The organism is Starkeya nomas (assembly GCF_902703545.1).
Lineage (GTDB): Bacteria > Pseudomonadota > Alphaproteobacteria > Rhizobiales > Xanthobacteraceae > Ancylobacter > Ancylobacter moscoviensis.
In genome coordinates this window covers 3,736,292-3,756,899 of record NZ_CACSAS010000001.1, presented here as the reverse complement: position 1 = coordinate 3,756,899, position 20,608 = coordinate 3,736,292, and the positions used below count along the sequence as shown (strand labels likewise).

Annotated in this window: 13 protein-coding genes and 2 pseudogenes; 7 read left to right on the top strand and 8 right to left on the bottom strand. The window is 68.2% G+C overall.

The window, feature by feature from the left end; translation table 11 throughout:
• The first annotated feature begins 605 nt into the window (after positions 1-605).
• The 6 genes and pseudogenes from STARVERO_RS17805 (at position 606) to STARVERO_RS17785 (ending at position 9,923) form a co-directional block, all read left to right on the top strand.
• A complete protein-coding gene (locus STARVERO_RS17805) occupies positions 606-1,346 on the top strand; it encodes an EAL domain-containing protein (RefSeq protein ID WP_159600454.1) in 741 nt (246 codons plus the stop codon).
• Entirely contained in the window at positions 1,343-1,783 is a 441-nt protein-coding gene (locus STARVERO_RS17800; protein WP_144341087.1) for a hypothetical protein, read from the top strand. The genes STARVERO_RS17805 and STARVERO_RS17800 overlap by 4 nt, the downstream gene beginning before the upstream one ends.
• A pseudogene (locus STARVERO_RS23900) lies at positions 1,780-4,929 on the top strand (hypothetical protein); the annotation flags it as partial. The gene STARVERO_RS17800 and the pseudogene STARVERO_RS23900, both read left to right, overlap by 4 nt.
• A gap of 174 nt (positions 4,930-5,103) precedes the next feature.
• A pseudogene (locus STARVERO_RS23895) lies at positions 5,104-8,619 on the top strand (YadA-like family protein); the annotation flags it as partial.
• Positions 8,620-8,656: 37 nt separating this feature from the next.
• The gene (locus STARVERO_RS17790) at positions 8,657-9,235 is read left to right on the top strand and encodes an invasion associated locus B family protein (RefSeq protein ID WP_159601876.1); all 579 of its coding nucleotides are present in this window, start codon (positions 8,657-8,659) and stop codon (positions 9,233-9,235) included.
• 13 nt (positions 9,236-9,248) lie between these two features.
• Positions 9,249-9,923: a hypothetical protein gene (locus STARVERO_RS17785; RefSeq protein ID WP_159600450.1), complete on the top strand. Its 675-nt coding sequence runs from the start codon at positions 9,249-9,251 to the stop codon at positions 9,921-9,923.
• Between the two features lie 45 nt (positions 9,924-9,968).
• Here the strand turns inward: STARVERO_RS17785 and uraD are convergent, their stop codons facing one another.
• The 6 genes from uraD to pucL are packed head-to-tail and all read right to left on the bottom strand — an operon-like array spanning position 9,969 to position 18,070.
• Positions 9,969-10,886 carry a 2-oxo-4-hydroxy-4-carboxy-5-ureidoimidazoline decarboxylase gene (gene uraD / locus STARVERO_RS17780; protein WP_159601874.1) on the bottom strand — a complete coding sequence of 306 codons (918 nt, stop codon included), beginning with the start codon at positions 10,884-10,886 and terminating at the stop codon, positions 9,969-9,971.
• Positions 10,876-12,225, bottom strand: a complete 1,350-nt coding sequence (gene guaD / locus STARVERO_RS17775) for a guanine deaminase (protein WP_159600448.1) — start codon at positions 12,223-12,225, stop codon at positions 10,876-10,878. Before guaD ends, uraD begins: the two co-directional genes overlap by 11 nt.
• A gap of 56 nt (positions 12,226-12,281) precedes the next feature.
• Positions 12,282-13,580, bottom strand: coding sequence for an NCS2 family permease (locus tag STARVERO_RS17770; RefSeq protein ID WP_144341083.1), 1,299 nt, complete (start codon positions 13,578-13,580; stop codon positions 12,282-12,284).
• Positions 13,581-13,586: 6 nt separating this feature from the next.
• Positions 13,587-16,376: a molybdopterin-dependent oxidoreductase gene (locus tag STARVERO_RS17765; RefSeq protein WP_159600446.1), complete on the bottom strand. Its 2,790-nt coding sequence runs from the start codon at positions 16,374-16,376 to the stop codon at positions 13,587-13,589.
• Positions 16,373-17,197: an FAD binding domain-containing protein gene (locus STARVERO_RS17760; protein ID WP_159600444.1), complete on the bottom strand. Its 825-nt coding sequence runs from the start codon at positions 17,195-17,197 to the stop codon at positions 16,373-16,375. The genes STARVERO_RS17765 and STARVERO_RS17760 overlap by 4 nt, the downstream gene beginning before the upstream one ends.
• A gap of 33 nt (positions 17,198-17,230) precedes the next feature.
• A complete protein-coding gene (gene pucL / locus STARVERO_RS17755; protein WP_159600442.1) occupies positions 17,231-18,070 on the bottom strand; it encodes a factor-independent urate hydroxylase in 840 nt (279 codons plus the stop codon).
• 240 nt (positions 18,071-18,310) lie between these two features.
• Between pucL and STARVERO_RS17750 the strand changes: the two genes are divergently transcribed.
• Positions 18,311-19,333: a LysR family transcriptional regulator gene (locus STARVERO_RS17750; protein WP_159600440.1), complete on the top strand. Its 1,023-nt coding sequence runs from the start codon at positions 18,311-18,313 to the stop codon at positions 19,331-19,333.
• Between the two features lie 61 nt (positions 19,334-19,394).
• On the opposite strand, the gene STARVERO_RS17745 is transcribed toward STARVERO_RS17750, so the two are convergent.
• Together STARVERO_RS17745 and STARVERO_RS17740 are read right to left on the bottom strand one after the other, a co-directional pair.
• Complete coding sequence (locus tag STARVERO_RS17745) at positions 19,395-20,231, bottom strand: alpha/beta fold hydrolase (RefSeq protein WP_159600438.1); 837 nt, start codon at positions 20,229-20,231, stop codon at positions 19,395-19,397.
• Between the two features lie 129 nt (positions 20,232-20,360).
• A complete protein-coding gene (locus STARVERO_RS17740) occupies positions 20,361-20,546 on the bottom strand; it encodes a hypothetical protein (protein WP_144341077.1) in 186 nt (61 codons plus the stop codon).
• Positions 20,547-20,608 lie beyond the last annotated feature (62 nt).

Genomic DNA, 20,608 nt, shown 5'->3' with positions numbered 1-20,608 from the left:
CCCTCGGAACACAGGGGCGATCCAGCTTTGTCGGCGAGATCGGCGCTATCCTGAAGTTCCAGCGGGTATCTCTCTGGTATTTCGTATTCATCAGGTTTCCGGACCGATGCCATTCCGGTCTTCGCACCCGCACGAATCGCAAAGTCTGAAGCAGGAATACGACAAAAGTCGTCCATAGTCCTGCGATCAACATTCTATCCCTTGCGTAGGCATTGGATGAACACCTGCACGACGCCGATCTATCGTACCTAGATACCCCTTACCTCTCCCGCAGTCTCGCCATCTGTCGCCCTATCAATTTCGGTCGCTTGCGATGCTTTGGCGCAAAATTGTGATCGCAGCGGAAATTGCGATAGGTTTGAAACAAAATAGTTAATTCAAGTAAAAAATCCGGTATTTCCGAGATATACAGCCGCTCGATTCTCCGTACATATTCGATATCAGAGTTTGTGCGTGGCTATCGGCCAATGCCCGATTTTGATAGCGGGTACGCTGGGGGCGTGAAGCAATTCGGTATCCTCAGGATGACTTGAGGAGGGAGCGGGGGCTCTCGGAAATACTTGAATTGTCGGATATCCGCGCGAGGGGTGGGGGCTCTTCCGAAAGTGTTCGATGTCGTCGTGCTGCACGAGGTTCTTGCGGAGGGGAGGCTGTCACTGGCCACCGAACCCGTGCGTGCGGCCGACGGGGCGGGCGCGACGCTCTACAATGAGTGTCTTGCCCGACTGTGCGACCGCGACGGCATCGTCTGGCGGGCGGACCAGTTCCTTCCGGTGCTGGAGCGGTCGCGCAGCCTTCCCCTTCTCGATCGCCATGTGGTGGCGCTGATCCTCGACCGGCTGGACGCCGATGCCAGCGCGGTGCTCGGGTGTAATCTATCGGCCGAAAGCCTTGCCGACGAAACGACCTGGGACGGGATTCTGGAGCCGCTGCTGCAGCGTCCCCACCTGCTGTCGCGCCTCGTGCTCGAACTCACGGAAACGCAGGCACTGGGCTGCCTCTCGCTGGCCGCGCGCCTGATCGCCGAGATCCGCCGCCGGGGCTGCCGGGTCGCGATGGACGATTTCGGTGTCGCCTTCTCCTCGCCGCGCCTCGTCCAGCTCATCGATTTCGACATCATCAAGATCGACAAGTCGTTCGTCCGCGACGTGCGCCCGTCCTCCGACGGGCAGGACAGTCTCCACCACATGGTGGGATTCGCGCTGAGCTTCGCGCCCATCGTGGTCGTCGAGGGCGTGGAGACATCCGAGCAGGCGGCCTGCGCGAGCGCGGCGGGCGCGACGCATCTTCAGGGCTATCACATCGCCGCGCTGGATGCCTTCGAGACCGTCGGAGGCGTCGCATGAACGCGCTGACGAAACCCCGGCTCGACCCGGTCGTCGAGATGCTGGCGCCGAAGGCCGTCTCGGCCTGGAACGCGCTGGACGTGCGCTACGGCAAGGAACTCTCCACGCCGGAAAAGGGCTACCTCTTCGCCCGCTTCATTCTCGGGCTCACCACGCCGTTCTATGGCGAGGGGGCGCCCTCCCTGCATCTTTCGGCCTGCCGCAACCTGCTGCTGCGGGTGCTGCCGCCGGCCGAGGCGACGCAGGCTCTGGAACAGGTGCCCCAGCCTTCGACGGACTGGGTCGCCAAGGCCTTCGAGGCCATCGAGCAGATCGGGCTGCGAGACGGCCAGAACCTGCGTGAACAGCAAAGAGCCGCCGATGCGGCTTCCCCCATCAAGACGCCAACCACGCCGCCTCGGTCGATCGAGCCGCATCAGGATGGAGCATCAGCATGATCGATAACAACAAGATCGACGCCAACGATTCCGGCAAGCGGGCTTCCGGGCGGACTTTCGCGAATGACTGGGTGCTGGGGGCGGCGGACAACCGTTCCGTCCGGCGGCGGCTGATGGCGGTGCTTCGGTTGGCTTCCGCGCAGCTCGGCATGGATCGGCGCCGTGCGCTCGGCATGCTGGGCATCGGCGGGGCGCTGGTGGCGAGTCTCGGCTTTGCCGCGCCGGCGCTGGCGGACATGACCGTGACTCCCAGCGGCACCTGCTCGCGGCCCGGGTTCGGTGGTCCCTTCGATACGACTGCCTGGACGTGTCAGGTGCCGACCGCGAATGGCGCCTTCGCCACGGTGAGCGGCGTTCCCGCCGTCTTCGGTGGTGTCGATCTGGCCGTGTTGAACAACTGGATCGCCACGAATCTCGGCACCGGTGCCATCGCGCAAGGCACCATGGGGACGAGCGCCGCCGGCGCGAATTCCATTGCGATCGGCGTGAACGCGGTTGCCAGCGGCGAGGACAGCGTCGCGGTCGGCAGTCAGAATCAGGTTTCGGGAAGCCGCGCCACTGCCGTGGGTGTCGCGAATACCGTCGGCGGCATGGAGTCCCTTGCCGCCGGTTACAACAATCAAGCCACGGGCACTTCGAGCATCGCCGTCGGTGACTACAATGTGGCGAGCGGCACCAACAGCAGTGTCTTTGGCCAGGCCAACACGGCATCGGGCTGGTTTTCGACGGCTGTCGGCTACGACAACAAGGCGACGGCCGACAACACCGCGGCTCTCGGCAACAGCAACACGGCGTCGGGTCCCGGCTCCTCCGCCGTGGGCATGGGCAATCAGGCTACCGGCACGATGAGCAGCGCGGTCGGCTACGCCAACAAGGCGACGGCGCTCTACAGCTCCGCCTTTGGCAACAGCAGCGAAGCGACCAAGGAAGGGGGCGTCGCGGCCGGTTACCGCAGTTTGGCAACCGGCACCTACGCGGCGACATTCGGTTCCGGCGCGCAGGCCAGCGCCGACTATACGCTTGCCGTGGGCGCGAGCTCGATCGCTTCCTCTCTGTACGGCGTTGCCCTCGGCGCCGGCTCGCTGGCGGACACCGCGCTCGGCGTCGCCGGCTACAATCCGACGGGCGGCGCCACGCCGGCCGGGGTGGCGTGGAACAGCACGGCGGGGGCGGTCAGCGTCGGTAACGTCGCTGCCAACTGGACGCGCCAGATCACCAGTGTCGCGGCGGGCACGCAGGACACCGATGCGGTGAACGTTGCCCAGCTCAAGGCCGCGCAGACGCATTATTACAGCGTCAACGACGACGGCACGATCGGCGGCAATTTCAACAATGATGGCGCCACGGGCCAGAATTCGCTGGCGGCGGGTGTGGGCGCCTCGGCGTCGGGCTGGTACGCGACGGCGGTTGGTAGCTACGACAACGAGGCTTCCGCCGACTTCTCCACGGCCATAGGCACGGGCAACACGGCGAGCGGGCTCAACGCCACGGCGATCGGCACCCGGAACGTCGCCAGCGGCGCGAGTTCCATCGCCATCGGCGACCGTGCCGTCGCCAGCGGCTTTGGCACTTTCGCGCTGGGCGTCCAGGCCGGCCAAGGGGCGACGGGCGACCGCAATTCCTTCATCGGCTCCGGGGCCGGCGTGGGTTCCGGCGGCAACGACAACACCTATGTCGGGGCGAGCGCCGGCGGCACCGCGCAGGGCAACAACAACAGTGCCTTCGGCACGGTGGCGGGCAGCGGCGTCACCGGCGACGGCAACATTGCCCTCGGCTTCGCGACCGGCGAGTTCGTGACCGGTGATTACAATGTCGCTCTCGGACCGCAGGCCGGCTGGCAGGTGGTGGGCGACGACAACCTCGCCCAGGGCCGGTTCGCCGGATGGGCGGTGACGGGCGACAACAACTACGCGGCGGGCAAGGTCGCCGGCTTTGGAATCCAGGGCAGCAACAATGTCGCACTGGGTTCCGGCGCGGCGACCGGCATGATCTATGACGAGACGACCGACCGGTTCTACGACTTCAACGGCAATGAGGTCACGGCGCTCCCGTCCGTCGCGCTCAACGACGTCGTCGCCATCGGCAACCAGGCCTATGTGACGGCCGATCGCACGGTGGCCATCGGCGCTCGCGCCCAGGCCACGGCCGAGGACGCGCTGGCGCTCGGCACCGACAGCGAGGCGAGCGGCGTCGACGCCATCGCCATCGGCCGCGGCGCTCTGGCCACCGGATCGGTGGCCATGGGTGCCGGCTCCAAGGCGGGCGGCGGCGGCGCGGCCTTCGGCGACAACGCCGATGCCGGCGGCACGCCCCTGAGCGCGGCGACGGGCGTCACGCTCGGCACGGCGCTGGGCAATGGCGCGACGGTGATCGAGAGCACAGGCGTCGCGCTGGGCTCCGGCTCGGTGGCGAGCACGGCAGCGGGCGCGGTGGGCTTCGTCCCGACCGGCGCGAGCGTGGCGCAGGCCGCGGCGGTCAACGCCACCACCAGCACGCTGGGCGCGGTGTCGGTCGGCGACGCGGCCAACGGTCAGTTCCGCCAGATCACCGGCGTCGCGGCCGGCTCGCTGGACAGCGACGCGGTGAACGTGGCGCAGCTGACCGCGCTGGCCGGCGTGGTGGAAGCCAACGAGGTCCACTACTTCAGCGTCAACGACAACGGCGTGGTGGGCGGGAACTACGACAATGACGGTGCCACGGGCGTTAATGCGGTGGCCATCGGCGTGAACGCCAAGGGTCAGGGCGACTACACCATTGCTATCGGCAGCGACGCGATCGCGACGGATGGCATAGCGGGCCTGAACTATGGCGGCATTGCCATTGGCCGGTCGGCTAGCGCCCAGGGGGACGGCACGCTGGCGTTGGGCAACGCCGCCAACGCCGATGGTCATTTCAACGTGGCGATCGGTACCAACGCCATCGCGGGTGGCGTGGACGATCCGCCGCTGCATCCGATCTCCAGCGGCAACACCGCCATCGGTTCGAATGCAAGCGCCATCGGCACCGATGCCAGCGCGCTGGGCATATACGCCAATGCTTCGGCACTGGGCGCAACCGCGCTGGGTGCTGGCGCGCAGGCGGCTGGCGAGTATTCGGTTGCGTCCGGCTACCTGGCGCAAGCACTGGCCGACAGCGGCGTTGCGCTGGGCAATGGCGCGGTGGTGACGCAGAGCGCCGGGGTCGCTCTCGGCTCCGGCTCGGTGGCGAACACGGCGGCAGGCGCGGTGGGCTACGATCCCTCGACGGGCCTGCCCTCCACCAACACGGACCCGACCTGGGTGAGCACGCTGGCGGCGGTTTCGGTGGGCGATGCCGCCACCGGCCTGACGCGCCAGATCACCGGCGTGGCGGCGGGCTCGCTCGACACCGACGCGGTGAACGTCGCCCAGCTCAAGGCGCTGGATGCTACCGTCGTCGCCGGCCAGACGCATTACTTCAGCGTCAACGACACGGGCGCTGTGCGCGGGCAGGTGGACGCCACCAACTACGCCAATGACGGTGCCACCGGCATCGACACGCTGGCGGCGGGGCAGAACGCCCAGGCGACCGGCGACGCCTCGACCGCACTGGGTACGCGGTCCAATGCCACCGCCTGGGGCACCACTGCGGTCGGTACGGATGCCGCCGCATGGGATGTGGCCGCGACCGCTCTCGGCCGAGGTGCGCAGGCGCAAGGATTTGCATCGACCGCGCTGGGCGAAGCCTCGAATGCCTATAGCGAGCTGGCTACGGCCGTGGGTTCGTTCAGCGCGGCCGGCTGGCACGCCACGGCGGTGGGCCAGTTCAGCCGCGCCGAGGGTGGGGAGTCGACAGCGCTGGGGCAGGGTTCGTTGGCCCAGGACTACCGGGATACGGCGGTGGGGCAACAAGCCAGCGCCACCGGCGGGGAATCGACCGCCGTGGGCCAGTTCAGCGAGGCCTCGCAGCAGTACACGACCGCGCTCGGCCAAGACAGCCATGCCACGGGCGCTTTCTCCACCGCGCTGGGCCAGTTCAGCCAGGCCACGCAGGAGTATGCGACCGCCATAGGCCAGGGCGCCCTCGCCAACAACTACAACACCACCGCCGTGGGCCAGGCCGCCCAGGCCACGGGGGTGTACTCCACCGCGGTGGGCCAGTTCAGCCAGTCCATCGGCGAGCGCTCGACCGCGGTCGGCATGGCCTCGCGCTCGGACGGCAATTTCTCCACGGCGCTGGGTCAGGAAGCCCAGTCCACCGGTGAATTGTCGGTGGCCGTCGGCATGGGCACGGTAGCCAGCGGACTGGCCAGCACGGCCGTGGGCCAGGTCGCCGAAGCATCCGGCGATCATTCGACAGCATTGGGCCAGCACAGCAAGGCGACGAATATCTGGACGACCGCAGTGGGTGAAGGCTCCATTGCATCGGGTGAGAACACCACCGCCGTCGGCCAGCACGCGGAGGCCACAGGCACCTACAGCACGGCCATGGGGCAATACAGCATAGCCAGTGGCTCCTATGCGACCGCGCTCGGGCAGGCCGCCGAGGCGACGGGCGACAATTCGAGCGCTTTGGGGCAATTCAGCAAGGCGCTGAGCGCCAATACCCTGGCCGTCGGTCACTCCTCCACCGCAGATAGCGAGAATGCGACGGCTATCGGTCAGTTGGCGAGCGCGACGGCGGTAGGAGCCACCGCGCTGGGGCAAAATAGCCAGGCGACCGTCGAGAACGGCGTGGCGCTTGGTTCCGGCTCGGTTGCCAATACGGCTGCCGGTATTGCCGGCTACGATCCGCTAACAGGTCTTGCCTCGACCGACACGGGCGCGGCCTGGCTCAGCACCCGCGGCGCGGTCAGCGTCGGCGACGCGGCCAACGGCGTGACGCGCCAGATCACCGGCGTCGCGGCGGGCACGCAGGACAGCGACGCGGTGAACGTCGCGCAGCTCAAGGCGCTGAACGACTACGTCGTCGATAACCAGACGCATTATTTCAGCGTCAACTCGGTTGGCGGCGGCAACTACAACAATGATGGCGCCACCGGCTGGAATGCCGTTGCCATCGGCATGGATGCCTCGGCGAGCGGTTATCAGTCGATCGCCCTGGGGCGCGGAGCCATTGCCAGCGGGCCGCGCGGGGTTGCGCTCGGCGGCGAGTCGGAGGCTTCCGGCGAATCGACCACCGCGGTGGGCGACGAATCCCTCGCCTCCGGCCAGTACGCCACGGCGCTCGGTCAGGGCGCCAACGCGACGGGCGATCTCAGCTCGGCGGTCGGCATGTACTCGCGGGCCGAAGGGCTGGCGGCCACGGCCATCGGTCAGGTCGCCACGGCGACGGGCGATTTCTCCTCCGCCATCGGTCAGAACAGCCAGGCGACCGCCGACTTCACGACGGCGGTCGGTGAAGGGGCGATCGCCAACAGCAACTACGCGACCGCGCTCGGTCAGGTCGCCCTGGCCACCGGCGAGAATTCGACCGCCGTCGGCCAGGCGAGCACGGCGAGTGGGGCTTATTCCTCGGCCTTCGGTCAGTTCTCGACGGCGAGTGCCGACTATGCGACGGCGCTCGGCCAGGGGGCGCAGGCCCTGTTCGAGGGCGACGTCGCCCTCGGCTACGGGTCGGTGACGGCGACGACCGTCGCCACTTCCAGCGTGACCATTGCCGGCATCACCTACAACTTCGCGGGCAACGCGCCGCTCTCCACGGTGAGCGTGGGCGATGTGGGCGCCGAGCGGACGATCACCAACGTGGCGGCGGGCCGGATTTCGGCCACCAGCACGGACGCTATCAATGGTTCGCAGCTCTACGCCACCAACCAGGCGATCGAGACGCTGAACACCACGGTGATCACCAACAAGACGCACTATTACAGCGTCAATGATGGCGGCGTGACCGGTGGCAACTACAACAATGACGGGGCGAGCGGCACGAACGCGCTGGCGGCCGGCGTGAACGCTTCCGCTTCGGGCGCGGGCGCGACGGCGGTCGGTTCCGGGGCCACGGCGAGCGGCGCGAGCAGCGTCGCCATCGGCGAAGGCGCCACAGCCGGCACCGCCAATTCTGTGGCGCTGGGCGCGGGTTCGACCACGGCGGCGGCGGTCGGTACCTCCGGCACCACCATCAACGGCGTGGACTATGCCTTCGCCGGCACTGCGCCGGTGGGTACGGTCAGCGTCGGCAACGAGGGTGCTGAGCGGACGGTCACCAATGTGGCGGCGGGCCGGATCTCGTCCACCAGCACGGACGCGATCAACGGTTCGCAGCTCTATGCGACCAACCAGGCGATCGAGGCGGTGGAGACCGGCATCGGCGAGCTCGATGAGTTCACGGTTAAGTACGACAAGAACCCGGACGGGACGAAGTCGAACACGGTGACCCTGCTCGGCGGCGATCCCAACGCGCCGGTGCTGATCTCCAATGTCGCCGCCGGCGTGAAGGACACCGACGCGGTCAATGTCGGCCAGCTCAACGAAGGTCTCGGCAACACGCTGATCGAGGCCAACACCTACACCGACAACCGCACCGCTGCGGCGGTCCAGACCGCCAACAGCTACACCAACCAGTTGGCGGCGCAGACTCTGAACCAGGCGAACGCCTATACCGACTACATGTTCGGCCAGCTGAACCAGGGCATCAGCGAAGTCCGCACCGAGGCGCGGCAGGCGGCGGCGATCGGTCTTGCGGCGGCCTCGCTGCGCTACGATGACCGCCCGGGCAAGGCGAGCGTGGCGGTCGGCGGCGGCTACTGGCGCAGCGAGGGGGCCGTCGCCATCGGCGCAGGCTACACCAGCGAGGACGGCCGCATCCGCAGCAACCTGTCCGGCACGACTACCGGCGGTAACTGGGGCGTCGGCGGCGGCATCAGCTTCACGCTCAACTGAGGTTGTCGTGATCAGGCAGGCCCCACTCCCCCACCTGATGCTGGTGGCCTGTCTGCTCCTGTCCGGCGGCGCGCGCGCCGTCGGACAGGAGAACCCTTCGGCCCCGGCGGCAGCTTCCGCACCGGCCCCCGCCGCCTACCGCATCCGTGTGTCCGAGGTGGTGGTCCCCGAGGGCGTGCCTCTCGGTCAGTATCGTCGCGTCACCACGCCGTTCGAGAACTGGACGCTCGTCTGCGACGAGAACCTGAAGGCCAAGCAGATGGTCTGTAATGTGAGCCAGGTGATCGAGGATCGCTCCGGCGCGCTGGTTTTCAGCTGGTCGCTGGCGGCGACGCAGGAGGGCAAACCCTTCATGATCCTGCGCACGGCGCCGCAGGCGGACCCGAATGGCGAGATCTCGCTCGGCTTTTCCGGGCGCAAGCAGCCCGTCGCCGTGCGGCTCGAGGGCTGCAACCAGACGGTCTGCGTCGGCATGGTCCCTGTCGGACCGGTCCTGCGCGAGCAGATCGGGAAGGAAGCTCCGGTAACCGTCTCCTATGCCACGGCATCCGGCGAGCGCGTCACCGTGACGGCCTCGTTGAAAGGCCTCGCCAAGGCGCTGGGGACGATCAACTGAAATGAATGAAGCGATGACGCAGCAATCCATCCGCGACCGGATCATGTCGAGGGCCGCCGCGGCGCCTGACGCCGCCAAGAGGGACGTCGGCGTGGCGCCGAGGCCGGGGCAGCGGATGGTCCTGCTGTCGCTTCTCGGCGCGGCGGTGCTTGTGGCGGCGGTCCTCGGAGCGACGCAGATTCCGGCCGTGCGTGGCTTCCTCGGACGGCCGGCGATGCCGGGCGCGACGGCGGCCGATCCACAGCTTCCGGAAACGCCCTTCCTCGCCCATGCGCGCGAGGCCGGGCTGAAGGCCTGCGGCACCGTCTTTCCGGTGCTCGGCCAGCTTCTCTCCGGCTCCGCGCAATACAGTATCCAGTCGCACTGGAACACGGCCGAGCCCGACAAGCACGCGGTGCATTCCGTGCTCGGCCTGAACATTACCTCACCGGACTATTCCGGGCCGGCGGCGGGCATCGTCTATGCTGCGCCGACGGGAACGGGGTGCGAGGGCGCGCTGGTGCGCGTCGTGCCCTATCAGAAGTCGTGCGACGCCGTGGTCGCGGCGCTGCCGCAGGACAGCTCGCTCGCCACCAATCTCGGCGCGGTCCGGGTCTACGATCTCGCCAATGGCGGGGGGCAGGTCATGCTGCTGCCGTCGGAAGCGACCTGCGTCGCGATATCCGTCGCGCAGGCAGCCGGTAGCTGATCCGGCGTATCTCGCCGGGGCTCCGCTTGCGAGCCGATCGACGGGCTAGCTGCCGCGATAGGTGGCGTAGCTCCAGGGCGTGACGACCAGCGGCACGTGATAGTGGCCTTCCGGCTCGGCGATGCCGAAGCGGAGGGGCACGGCGTCGAGGAACGGACGCTCGGGCAGATCGAGACCGCGCGCGGCATAGTACGGTCCCACGTGGAAGACCAGTTCGTAGGTACCGACACGCAGCGGGCCGCCGCCGAGCAGCGGCGTGTCGGTGCGCCCGTCGGCATTGGTGAGGGTGTCCTTCAGCAGGGCCCGGCCGGAGGCGCCGACCTCGTGCAGTTCGACCCGCACGCCTTCGGCCGGCCCGCCACGATGGGTGTCGAGCACATGGGTCGACAGCCGCCCAGCGACGTTCGGTACGCCGGGGCCCTCCACGCGCTCGACCAGCCGCAGGCGGGTGATGTAGCCGATCTCCCGCAGCGCCGTGGCGAGTTCCTGCGGGCGATCATGGGCGAGGCGCGTCTCGAAGGCCGCCAGCACGGCGTCGCGGGTCTGGCGCCGCACACAGACGACGAAGGGAAAGCCGAAACGCGCGCGATAGGCGCCGTTCAGCCGCTCGAAGCGTTCGTATTCCGCATCGGAAAGCCGGTCGAGCCCGAGCCCCGCCTGCTCGGAGATCGACGCGGGTGCTACATCGCCGGCGCGCGCGGCCTTGCCGGCGAGGTCGGGGTGGGCGGCAATGAAGGCGGTTTTCTCCGCTTCCGGCCGAGCCTCCACAGCCCTCGTGAGGGCGGCATGAAGGTCGGTCACCGTGGCGAAGGGGCGGCTGGCGAAGGCCTCGCGCGCGACCCAGGGCGTGTGCTCGAAGATGCCGTCGAGGGCGGCAACGAAGCCGGCTTCGTCGAGGGCGTTGAGGGCGTCGAGGTGGATGCGGTCGGTCACGGCTGCCTCACGGGAATGCTCACGCGGCATCGGGAAGATGGAAGGGATCGCCGGCACGGTCGCGATCATAGACGCGCTGCCCGGCGACATAGGTCGCGCGCACGGCGCGGTCGTCGCCCAGCGTCATCAGCATGAACAGCAGCTCCTCGATAGAGGCGCAATAGCCGGCGCGGAAGGCCATGAGCGGAGTGGCGTGCGGGTCGAGCACGCAAATATCCGCCTCGTGGCCCGGCGCCAGCCTGCCGAGCCGGTCGTCGAAGCCCAGCGCCCGGGCGCTGCCCAGCGTGGCGAGGTAGAAACCCTGCACCGCGTCGAGCTTGTGCCCGGCCAGCGCGGCGACCTTGTACGCCTCGTTCAGCGTCTGGAGCTGCGACAGGCTGGTGCCGGCGCCGACATCGGTGCCGAGCCCGACCTTCACCGGCCGGCGCGGATCGGTCGCCTCGAACAGCTTGAACAGCCCGCTGCCGAGGAAGAGATTCGAGGTCGGACAATGGGCGAGGCCGGCGCCGGTCTGGTGGCAGGTGCAGAAATCGTGCTCGTGCATGTGCACGGCATGGCCGAACATGGAGCGTGGACGCACCAGCCCGGCATGGGCGTAGACGTCGAGATAGGAGGAGCGCGCGGGGAAGAGCTCGCGCACCCATTCCACCTCGCCGGGGTTCTCGCACAGATGCGTCTGCAGGAAGAGGCCGTCGCGGCTCTTCAGCAACGCGGCCGCCGCCTCGAGCTGCGCGTCGGTCGAGGTGGGGGCGAAGCGCGGGGTGACGCAGTAGAGCTGCCGCCCGCGCCCGTGCCAGCGCTCGATCAGGGCGAGGCTCTCGTCGTGCCCGCGCTGGGCGGTGTCGAGCAGGGGGGACGGCGCGTTGCGGTCCATCAGCACTTTGCCGGCGATCATCCGCGTGTTGAAACGCTCGGATTCGGCGAAAAAGGCTTCCACGGAATGAGGGTGCACGGTGCAGTACACCATTGCCGTGGTGGTGCCCGCGCGCAGCAGTTCGCGCAGGAACAGCTTCGCCACCCGTTCGGCATGGGCGGCGTCGGCGAAGCTCATCTCGGCCGGGAAGGTGTAGGTGTCGAGCCATTCCAGCAGCTGCGCGCCGAAGGCGCCGATCATCTGCAGCTGCGGATAATGCACATGGGTGTCGATAAAGCCGGGAGCGAGCAGGTGTCCGGGAAAGTGCTCCGGGGTGATGCCGTCGGGCACCGTGTCCCTGAGCTCGGCATAGGGACCGAAGGCGCGGATCGTTCCGTCCTCGATCAGGACCAGTGCATCCTCGTGATACTGGAGGCAGGCCCGCGAGGCCTGTGCGAACGGATCGTCGACGAGGGTGACGGCGGGTCCGCGAAGAGCCGCAAGGGAGGACACCATGTTAGCTTCCCGTGAGCCGGGCGCCGGGGAGGGTCCCCGACACCCGGAAGTGGCGTTCAGTGCCCCGCCGTCTCGTGGATGAACTTGAACAGGAACACGGCGGCGATGACCCATACCACCGGATGCACCTGCCGCGCGCGACCGGTCAGCAGCTTCAGCGCGGCATAGCTGATGAAGCCGAAGGAGACGCCGTTGGCGATCGAGTAGGTGAAGGGCATCAGCAGCGCGGTGACGCAGGCGGGTATGACCTCCGTCGTGTCTTCCCAGTCGAGGTCAACCAGTTCGCGCAGCATCAGGCAGGCGACGTAGAACAGCGCCGGCGCGGTGGCGTAGGCGGGAACCGACCCGGCGAGCGGCGAGATGAACAGGCAGGCCAGGAACAGCACAGCGACCGTCACCGCGGTGAGGCCGGTGCGCCCGCCTTCCTGCACGCCGGCGGCGCTTTCCAGATAGGCGGTGGTGCTGGAGGTGCCGAGCAGCGAGCCGAGGAAGATCGCGCTGCTGTCCGCCATCAGCGCCTTGCTCAGCCGGCCTTCGCGTTCGGGCGTTAGCAGGCCGGCGCGGCGGGCGACGCCCATCAGCGTGCCGGTGGCGTCGAACAGCTCGACCAGGAAGAAGACCAGCACCACGTTGAGAATGCCGCCGGAGAGGGCGCTCTTCACGTCGAGCGCGAAGAAGGTCGGCTCGATGGAAGGGGGCACCGAGACGATGCCCTTGAAAGTGTTGCCGGCGAAGATGAAGCTCAGCACCGTCACCGTCAGGATGCCGATCAGAAGCGCGCCCTTCACCTCCAGCACCGACAGCACGGCGACGACGATGAAGCCGATCACCGCCAGCACCACTTCCGGCTTGTGCAGGTCGCCGAGCGTGACCAGCGTCGCCGGGCTGCCGGTGATGATGCCGGCGTTCTTCAGCGAGATGATCGCCAGGAACAGGCCGATGCCGACCGTGATGGCGATGCGCAACGAATGCGGGATGCCGTTGACGATGATGTCGCGCAGGCGGAACAGCGTCACCAGCAGGAACAGCGTGCCGGAAATGAACACCGCGCCGAGCGCCGCCTGCCACGTGTAGCCCATGCCGAGCACCACGACGTAGGCGAAATAGGCGTTGAGGCCCATGCCGGGTGCCAGCGCGATCGGGTAGTTGGCGTAGAGGCCCATGATCAGCGTGCCGACGGCGGCGACGATGCAGGTGGCGACGAAGACCGCGCCCTGCGGCATGCCGGCATCGCCCAGGATGATCGGGTTGATGAAGATGATGTAGGCCATCGTCACGAAGGTCGTGATGCCCGCCAGAATTTCCGTTCTGACGTTCGTGCCGTGATCCTTCAGCGCGAACAGTTTCTCGAGCATGTTAGCTCACCCCTCTGGTGGAAACGCCGCGTTGTTGCCGGCGATGTCGGTCATGGCCGGTGCGTCGGCGCGGGTTTGATTCGCGTCGAGCACCAGCCGGTACAGCTTGTCGGCGGTGAAGGGCGTCTCGCGCAGGCGTACGCCGGTGGCGTCGCATATCGCATTGGCGAGGGCGGCCGCCACCGGATTGTAGGGACTTTCGCTCATCGACTTGGCGCCGAGCGGGCCGATCCGGTCCGTGGTCTCGGCGAACAGCACCTCGGTCAGGGGCGTGTCGGCGAAGGTCGGGATGTGGTAGCCGCGGAAGGTCGGATTGGCGATCCGCCCCTCCTCGTCGACCAGCAGTTCCTCGTAGAGCGCGGCGCCGAGCGCCTGGGCGACGCCGCCCTCGATCTGCCCGCGGCATTGCATCGGGTTGATGACGAAGCCGGCGTCGGCCGCCTGCACGCTGTGCAGGATGCGGATCTCGCCATGGCGGCGGTGGACCGCGACGGCGAAGCCCTGCACGTTGAAGGCGATGGAGCGGGGCGTGCCGTTGGTGCTGCCGATGCCGGACAGTCCCCGGCCGTCCCGCCGCGCGGCGTCGGCGAGCTCGGACAGCGGGATGCGGCGTTTGCCGGCCACCACCTCGCCGCCGAACAGCCGGCAGGCGGCACGTTCCACGCCGGCATAGGCGCTGGCGTAGTTGCGGATCGCTCCGGCGAGCGCTTCGGCGGCCAGCCGTGTGGCGGCGCCGGCGACCACCGTGCCGGCACTGCCGAAGGCGCCGGTGTCGTGGGTCACGACATCCGTGTCGGACTGCCGGATACGGATTTGAGCCGGCATTGCGCCGAGCATGGCGGCGGCGATCTGGCCATGGACCGTGGTGGTGCCGTTGCCGAATTCGGCGGTGCCGACGGAAAGCTCATATGTGCCGTCGGGGGCGAGGCGGATGCGGCATTCGGCCCGATGCCCGCGTGGCGGAACGGTGCCGATCATCGACGCCGCCATGCCGCGCCCGATCAGCCAGTCGGGCCCGAGATCGGGCGCGGGGGCACGCTCGAGGCTCTTCTCCGCCAGATCGAGGCACTGGTCGAGCCCGTAGCTGCCGAAGAAAAGGTCGTCTTCCGCATGGCCGGCGGACTGGATCGGGTCGGTGGGCTGCACGACGTTGAGCCGGCGAAAGGCGAAGGGATCGATGCCGAGCTTGCGCGCCACCTCGTCCATGGCGGATTCGATGGCGAAGGTCGACTGGCTCAGCCCGTAGCCGCGGAAGGCGCCGCTGGGCGGTGTATTGGTGTAGACGGCATAGCCGTCCGCCTTCTTGTTGGGACAGCGGTAGAGGGCGATGGATTCGCCCGCGCTGTGGAAGAGCACGCCGGGCCCGTGATTGCCGTAGGCGCCGGTGTTCGAGAGGATACGCACGGCGATGGCGGTCAGCGTGCCGTCGCGCTTGGCGCCGACCTTGACCGTGATCCGCATCGGATGCCGGCAGGTGGACGAGGCGAACTGCTCCGGGCGCGAATATTCGAGCTTCACCGGGCGGCCGGTCTTCATCACGGCCAGCGCGACGATGTCCTCCGTCAGCATTTCCTGCTTGCCGCCGAAGCCGCCGCCGACGCGCTCGGTGAAGACGCGCACCTTGTCGCGCGGCAGATCGTAGAGCGTGGCGAGCGCGTCGCGGGTGAGGAACGGCGTCTGCGACGAGGTACGGATGGTGAGCCGGCCGTCGGTGTCGTACCAGCCGATGCAGCCGTGCGTCTCCAGATGCGCATGCTGGACGCGCTGCGTGCGGTAGACCGCTTCATGCACCAGATCGGCTTCGGCAAAGCCCCGCTCGACATTGCCGACCTCGCCATGAAGCTCGGCGGCGATGTTGCGGCCGGTGTTCGCGATGCGCGAGGAAGCCGGCTTGTCGTGGAGGACGGGTGCGCCAGGCTGCATCGCCTCCTCGGGATCGAACACGGCCGGCAGGATGTCGTAGGACACCTCGATCAGCCGGCACGCGGCTTCCGCCAGGGCCTCGCTCTCCGCGACGACGACGGCGACGCGCTGGCCGATATGGCGGATCACCGGATCGAGCACCCGCGTGTCGTCGGGGTCGTCGGTGGTGTGCTCGTGCCGCGCGCTCGAGAAGTGGCGGTCCGGCGCGTCTTCATGGGTGAGCACGGCGACCACGCCCGGCAGCGCCCGCGCGGCCCGCGCATCGATGGCGCGGATGCGGGCTGAGGCGTGGGGGGAGCGCAGGATCTTCATGTGCAGCAGGCCGGAGAGCGCGCCCTCGGGCGCGACGTCCATGGTGTAGCGAGCCTTGCCGGTGACGACGCCGGGGCCGGCCGGGGCCGGCAAGTTGTGGCCGCAGGGGCCGCCGAAGGGGTCGGCCTCGACATGGTTCAGGCCGGCAATGGCGTCGCCGATGGCCCGGTAGCCGGTGCACCGGCACAGATTGCCCTTGAGGGCATTTGGCAGGTCGCTGCGCTGGGCCTGGTCGAGGCAGGCGGCCGTCATCAGCATGCCGGCGGTGCAGAAGCCGCACTGGAAGCCCTGTGCGTCGAGGAAGGCCTGCTGCACGGGGTGCAGCGCTGCCGGGCCGCCCAGCCCCTCGATGGTGGTCACCGCGTGTCCCTCGGCGCGGAAGGCGGGGACGAGGCAGCTATGCACCGGGCGCCCGTCGAGATGCACGGTGCAGGCGCCGCAGTCGCCGGCGTCACAGCCCTTCTTGACGCCGAACCAGCCGAGTTCGCGCAGGAAGGTGCGCAGGCACTGGCCCGGACGGGGCGTCGCATCGTGGGTCTGGCCGTTGACGGTGAGGCTCACGCGCGCGCCTCCGCCAGTTCCTGCCGAATCTCCTCGGCGAAATCGAAGGTCAGGTGGCGGCGCCAGTCGGGACGGCCGTGGACGTCGTCATAATAGAGCGCGTCGGGAATCGCCTCGGCGAGGCGGGCCGACAGCTCGGTGGCGCCGGGCATGTCGGCGAAGGCAAGCCGCACCGGCCGGCGGGTCGAGGCGGTGACGGTCAGCACGAGGCCGCCATCCGCCGGCAGCGTGCCGATCAGCAGGACGCCGGAGCGCCCCAGCCGGGTGAGCGAGGCGCGGCGGAAGGCGGTGCGCCGGCCCAGCGCCTCGCGCGGCAGCTCGATGCTGCGCAGGAGTTCGCCCGGCCGCAGCGCCGGCTGCAGCGGCCCCTGGACGAAATCGACCACCGGCAGGCGGCGTTCGCCGCCGTCCGGCGTCCAGATGGTGCAGATCCCCTCGAGCGCGACGCAGAGGGAGATCATCGGCCCGGCGGGCAGCGACATGCACAGATTGCCGCCTACCGTGGCCATGTTCCAGATCTTGAAGGAGGCGAGGAAGGACCGGCAGCACTGGCCGATCAGCGGCGCGGCGCGCCAGCTGGGCGGCGCCTCAAAGGCGTCGAGCGTCGCGACGGTGCAGGTGGCGGCGATGGAAAGGCCGGCCTCGTCGGCGCGCAGCGGCTCCCAGCCGGTCAGCGAGAGGTCGAACAGCCGGGTCAGATGCGGCTGAGGCTCGGAGAACAGCCAGGTGCCGCCGGCGAGCCAGGCGTCGCCCGGCCCGAGAGCGCCCAACTCAGCGCGATGCCGCGGGCGGACGACGGCATCGATGGTGTTGAGATCCATGGCCGCCCCCCTTTTCCGCTTCGCTGCCCGCGCTCAGCCCCGTCCGACCGTGCACTCGATCTGGCCGTGGGGCTCGTCGGTCGGGGTGAAAACCTGACCGTCGGAGGAGCGGCCGAATGGCGAGAGGTCGATCGGCAGATAGTGCTTGTTCGGACAGGCCATGGAAATCTCGGCGATCTCCGGCACGGCGGCGAGCACCGCCTCGCCCATCAGGTACATCGTGTTCTGCACGCTCGGGCTGTAGGTCGTGGCGAAGACCTTGAGCACGGTGGCGAGCACCGCCGCGTTCGCCTCGGGGTAGGAGGCCGGGGCCTTCGCCCAGCGCCAGGAGGCGTCCATGGCGGTGGCGCACATGCGGTCGGCGGTCGGCTTCAGCGTGGTCGCCTCGTCGAACCAGTAGTTCTCCCAGCCGGAATTGGTGGTCTTCATGAAGGTGAAGCCCTTGATGCCGGACGTCACGCTCACGCCCTCGCGCGTGGCGGCGAGCTTGACGAAGGGATTGCCGTTGCTATCCAGCACGAAGCTGTGTTCGTGGGGAACGCCGTCGACCGCGATGCGCACCCACTTCGTCTCGGTCGCGGTCACGTCGACCTGCGTGACATGGGCATAACGGTCGAGGAAATAGGTCGCCAGCGCGGCGGCGAAGGGTTCGGTCTCGGCACCGACATTGTCGCGGGCGACGATGTTGACGATATTCTTGATCGAGTCCGTCGCGATGACCGAGGAATTGTCGTCCGAGGTGTAGGAGGCGTCGAACGCGCCGGTCAGCAGAACGGTGACGTTGAGCTCGCGAGCCTCGTGACGCTCCGTGTCACGCTTCACGCGCATGATGCGGACACGGCCTTTTCCATAAGTACTGCGGATGAGGGGCATGAAAGACCTGCTGGTTTGATCGGCCGCGGGCACGTATCCACACTATCCCCCGGGACGTTCCCGGCGAAGTGAAGACCGATAATGCCTGATCCTTGGACCCCGCCTCGTTCCGGTCTGCGGCCGGTAATGGTTTCGTGACGGCGAGTATGATTGTACGGATCGCCGAGGTTCTTGAAATTTCCGAATGCAGAGCGATACGTTGCTAATTCGGCAGCAGGCCCTGCCGACCGGGATCACCGAATGACCAAGACAGGTCCGAAGCCTGATGCCACGTCTCTCACCAAGACCACTGGCCAGAGCCGCCCCCGCGACCACGCGCTGTCTCCCGCCCTCCTGGCGCGCGTTTTCCATCAGCCCTCGCTGATCTACTTCAACGCCGTGGCCGAATGCCTTTCGGTACGCGAGGCAGGGCGCCGGCTGAACATCGCGTCGTCGGCGGTGACGCGACAGGTCGCCCAGTTGGAGGACGCGCTCGGCCTCGAGCTGTTCCAGCGCGACGGGCGGCGCCTCAAGCTCGCGCCGGCGGGCGAGATTCTCTACCGCCATTCCCGCCGGCTGATCCTGCCGATCGAGGCGGCGGTCTCCGAGCTCGACATGCTGCGCGGCCTGAAGACCGGCTCGGTCCGCGTCGCGACGGTGGAGAGCGTCGGCCTTGCCTTCCTGCCCCGGCTGCTGGCCGATTTCGGCCGGCGCTATCCGCGCCTGCACCTCGACGTCTCCGTCGGTCCCTCGACGGAGGTGATTGCGCGGCTGGCCGATGAGCGCGCCGATATCGGCTTCGGCTTCGTCGCCCGCCCGAATGAGCAGGTCGAGGTGGCGGTGCGGCGGGATGTGCGCATCGGCGTGGTGATGCGCCCCGACCATCCGCTGGCGAGCGTGCCCCGGCTGACGCTGGCGGCAGCCATCGCCCATCCGATGGCAGTGGCGAAGCCGGAAATCTCGATCCGCAACGTGATCGAGCCGTTCCTGCAGAAATCGGCGCTGGTGCTGCCGCCGCTGATCGAGGTCGATTCCATCCGCATGCTGGTGGAGCTCGCCCTGCTCGGCGGCTACGCGTCGGTGATGACGCCCATCGGCGTGCAGAACGAGATCCGCAGCGGTACGCTGCTGTTCCGGCCGCTGGAGGATGCGGGCCTGCCGACCAACCGCTTCGGGCTGATGGTTCGCGCCGGAGCGAGCCTGCATTTCGCGCCGGCGGTGTTCTACGAGCACGCCAAGCATCATTTCAGCGAGCTCGAACTGCCCGGCGCGATCGAGGCCTGAGGCCCCAAACGAAACCGGCCGCTCTGGGGAGCGGCCGGCATGTGGTGGCTCGGATGCAGGCTCAGCCCTTGATGAAGGCGAGAATGTCCGGGTTGATGACGTCGGCATGGGTGGTGAGCATGCCGTGCGGGAAGCCGGGATAGACCTTGAGCGTGGAGTCCGGCAGCAGCTCGGCCTGCAGCGCGCTGGCGTTCTTGTGGGGGACGATCTGGTCGTCATCGCCCTGAAGAACGAGGGTCGGGACGGTCATCGCCTTGAGGTCCTCGGTCTGGTCGGTCTCGGAGAAGGCCTTGATGCCCTCGTAATGCGCCTTGGCGCTGCCGATCATGCCCTGGCGCCACCAATTGTCGATCACGCCCTGCGAGACCTTGGCACCATCGCGGTTGAAGCCGTAGAACGGACCGGCGGCGACATCAATGTAGAACTGGGCGCGGTTGGCGGCGAGCGCGGCGCGGAAGCCGTCGAACACCTCAAGCGGCAGGCCGCCGGGATAGGCTTCGGTCTTCAGCATGATCGGCGGCACGGCGGCGACCAGTACCGCCTTGGCGACGCGGCCCTGCGGCAGGCCGAATTTGGCGACATAGCGCGCGACCTGGCCACCGCCGGTGGAGTGGCCGATATGCACGGCGTTCTTCAGGTCGAGATGCTCGACCACAGCCGAGACGTCGGCGGCGTAATGGTCCATGTCATGGCCATCGCTGACCTGCGCCGAACGGCCATGGCCGCGGCGGTCGCTGGCAACGACGCGGAAACCCTTGCCGAGGAAGTACAGCATCTGCGCGTCCCAGTCGTCGGAGGACAGCGGCCAGCCATGATGGAACACGATCGGCTGTGCGTCCTTCGGACCCCAGTCCTTGAAGAAGATGTCGACGCCGTCCTTGGTGGTGACGTAACCCATGGTCCTGTCCTTTCGGGTGTGGGGAAGGTCGTGTTTCAGGGAAGTCTGGTGGGCCGGCCCGCAGGCGTGGGACATCCCGCGCCTGCGGTGTGATAGGCGAGTTGTGCGTCACTTGTTGGACGCGGGATCTCAGGTGCCGAGCCGCAGCGCGAAGGGCAGCATGACGAGGCCGCCGCCGAGCATTCCGGCATCGAGAAGCAGGAAGGCGACGATCGCCCAGCGCCGGGGCGAGGGCAGGCTGGCGATCAGCGCCCCGCCGATCGACAGGAGCAGGAGGCCGGCGATCAGATTGACCACCGCAAGGGTAAGACTCATCGCCATGCTCCGGTTGCGCCGGTGATCGGTAGGGGAGGAAGCCGTTCCGCTCCCTGTCCGCC

Bases quoted from the DNA above. Each gene is read 5' to 3' on its own strand.
- STARVERO_RS17800 (WP_144341087.1), top strand. From the start codon at position 1,343: ATGAACGCGCTGACGAAACCCCGGCTCGACCCGGTCGTCGAGATGCTG.
- STARVERO_RS17790 (WP_159601876.1), top strand. From the start codon at position 8,657: ATGCTGGTGGCCTGTCTGCTCCTGTCCGGCGGCGCGCGCGCCGTCGGA.
- STARVERO_RS17785 (WP_159600450.1), top strand. From the start codon at position 9,249: ATGACGCAGCAATCCATCCGCGACCGGATCATGTCGAGGGCCGCCGCG.
- uraD (WP_159601874.1), bottom strand. From the start codon at position 10,886: ATGCCGCGTGAGCATTCCCGTGAGGCAGCCGTGACCGACCGCATCCAC.
- guaD (WP_159600448.1), bottom strand. From the start codon at position 12,225: ATGGTGTCCTCCCTTGCGGCTCTTCGCGGACCCGCCGTCACCCTCGTC.
- STARVERO_RS17770 (WP_144341083.1), bottom strand. From the start codon at position 13,580: ATGCTCGAGAAACTGTTCGCGCTGAAGGATCACGGCACGAACGTCAGA.
- STARVERO_RS17760 (WP_159600444.1), bottom strand. From the start codon at position 17,197: ATGGATCTCAACACCATCGATGCCGTCGTCCGCCCGCGGCATCGCGCT.
- pucL (WP_159600442.1), bottom strand. From the start codon at position 18,070: ATGCCCCTCATCCGCAGTACTTATGGAAAAGGCCGTGTCCGCATCATG.
- STARVERO_RS17750 (WP_159600440.1), top strand. From the start codon at position 18,311: ATGACCAAGACAGGTCCGAAGCCTGATGCCACGTCTCTCACCAAGACC.
- STARVERO_RS17745 (WP_159600438.1), bottom strand. From the start codon at position 20,231: ATGGGTTACGTCACCACCAAGGACGGCGTCGACATCTTCTTCAAGGAC.
- STARVERO_RS17740 (WP_144341077.1), bottom strand. From the start codon at position 20,546: ATGAGTCTTACCCTTGCGGTGGTCAATCTGATCGCCGGCCTCCTGCTC.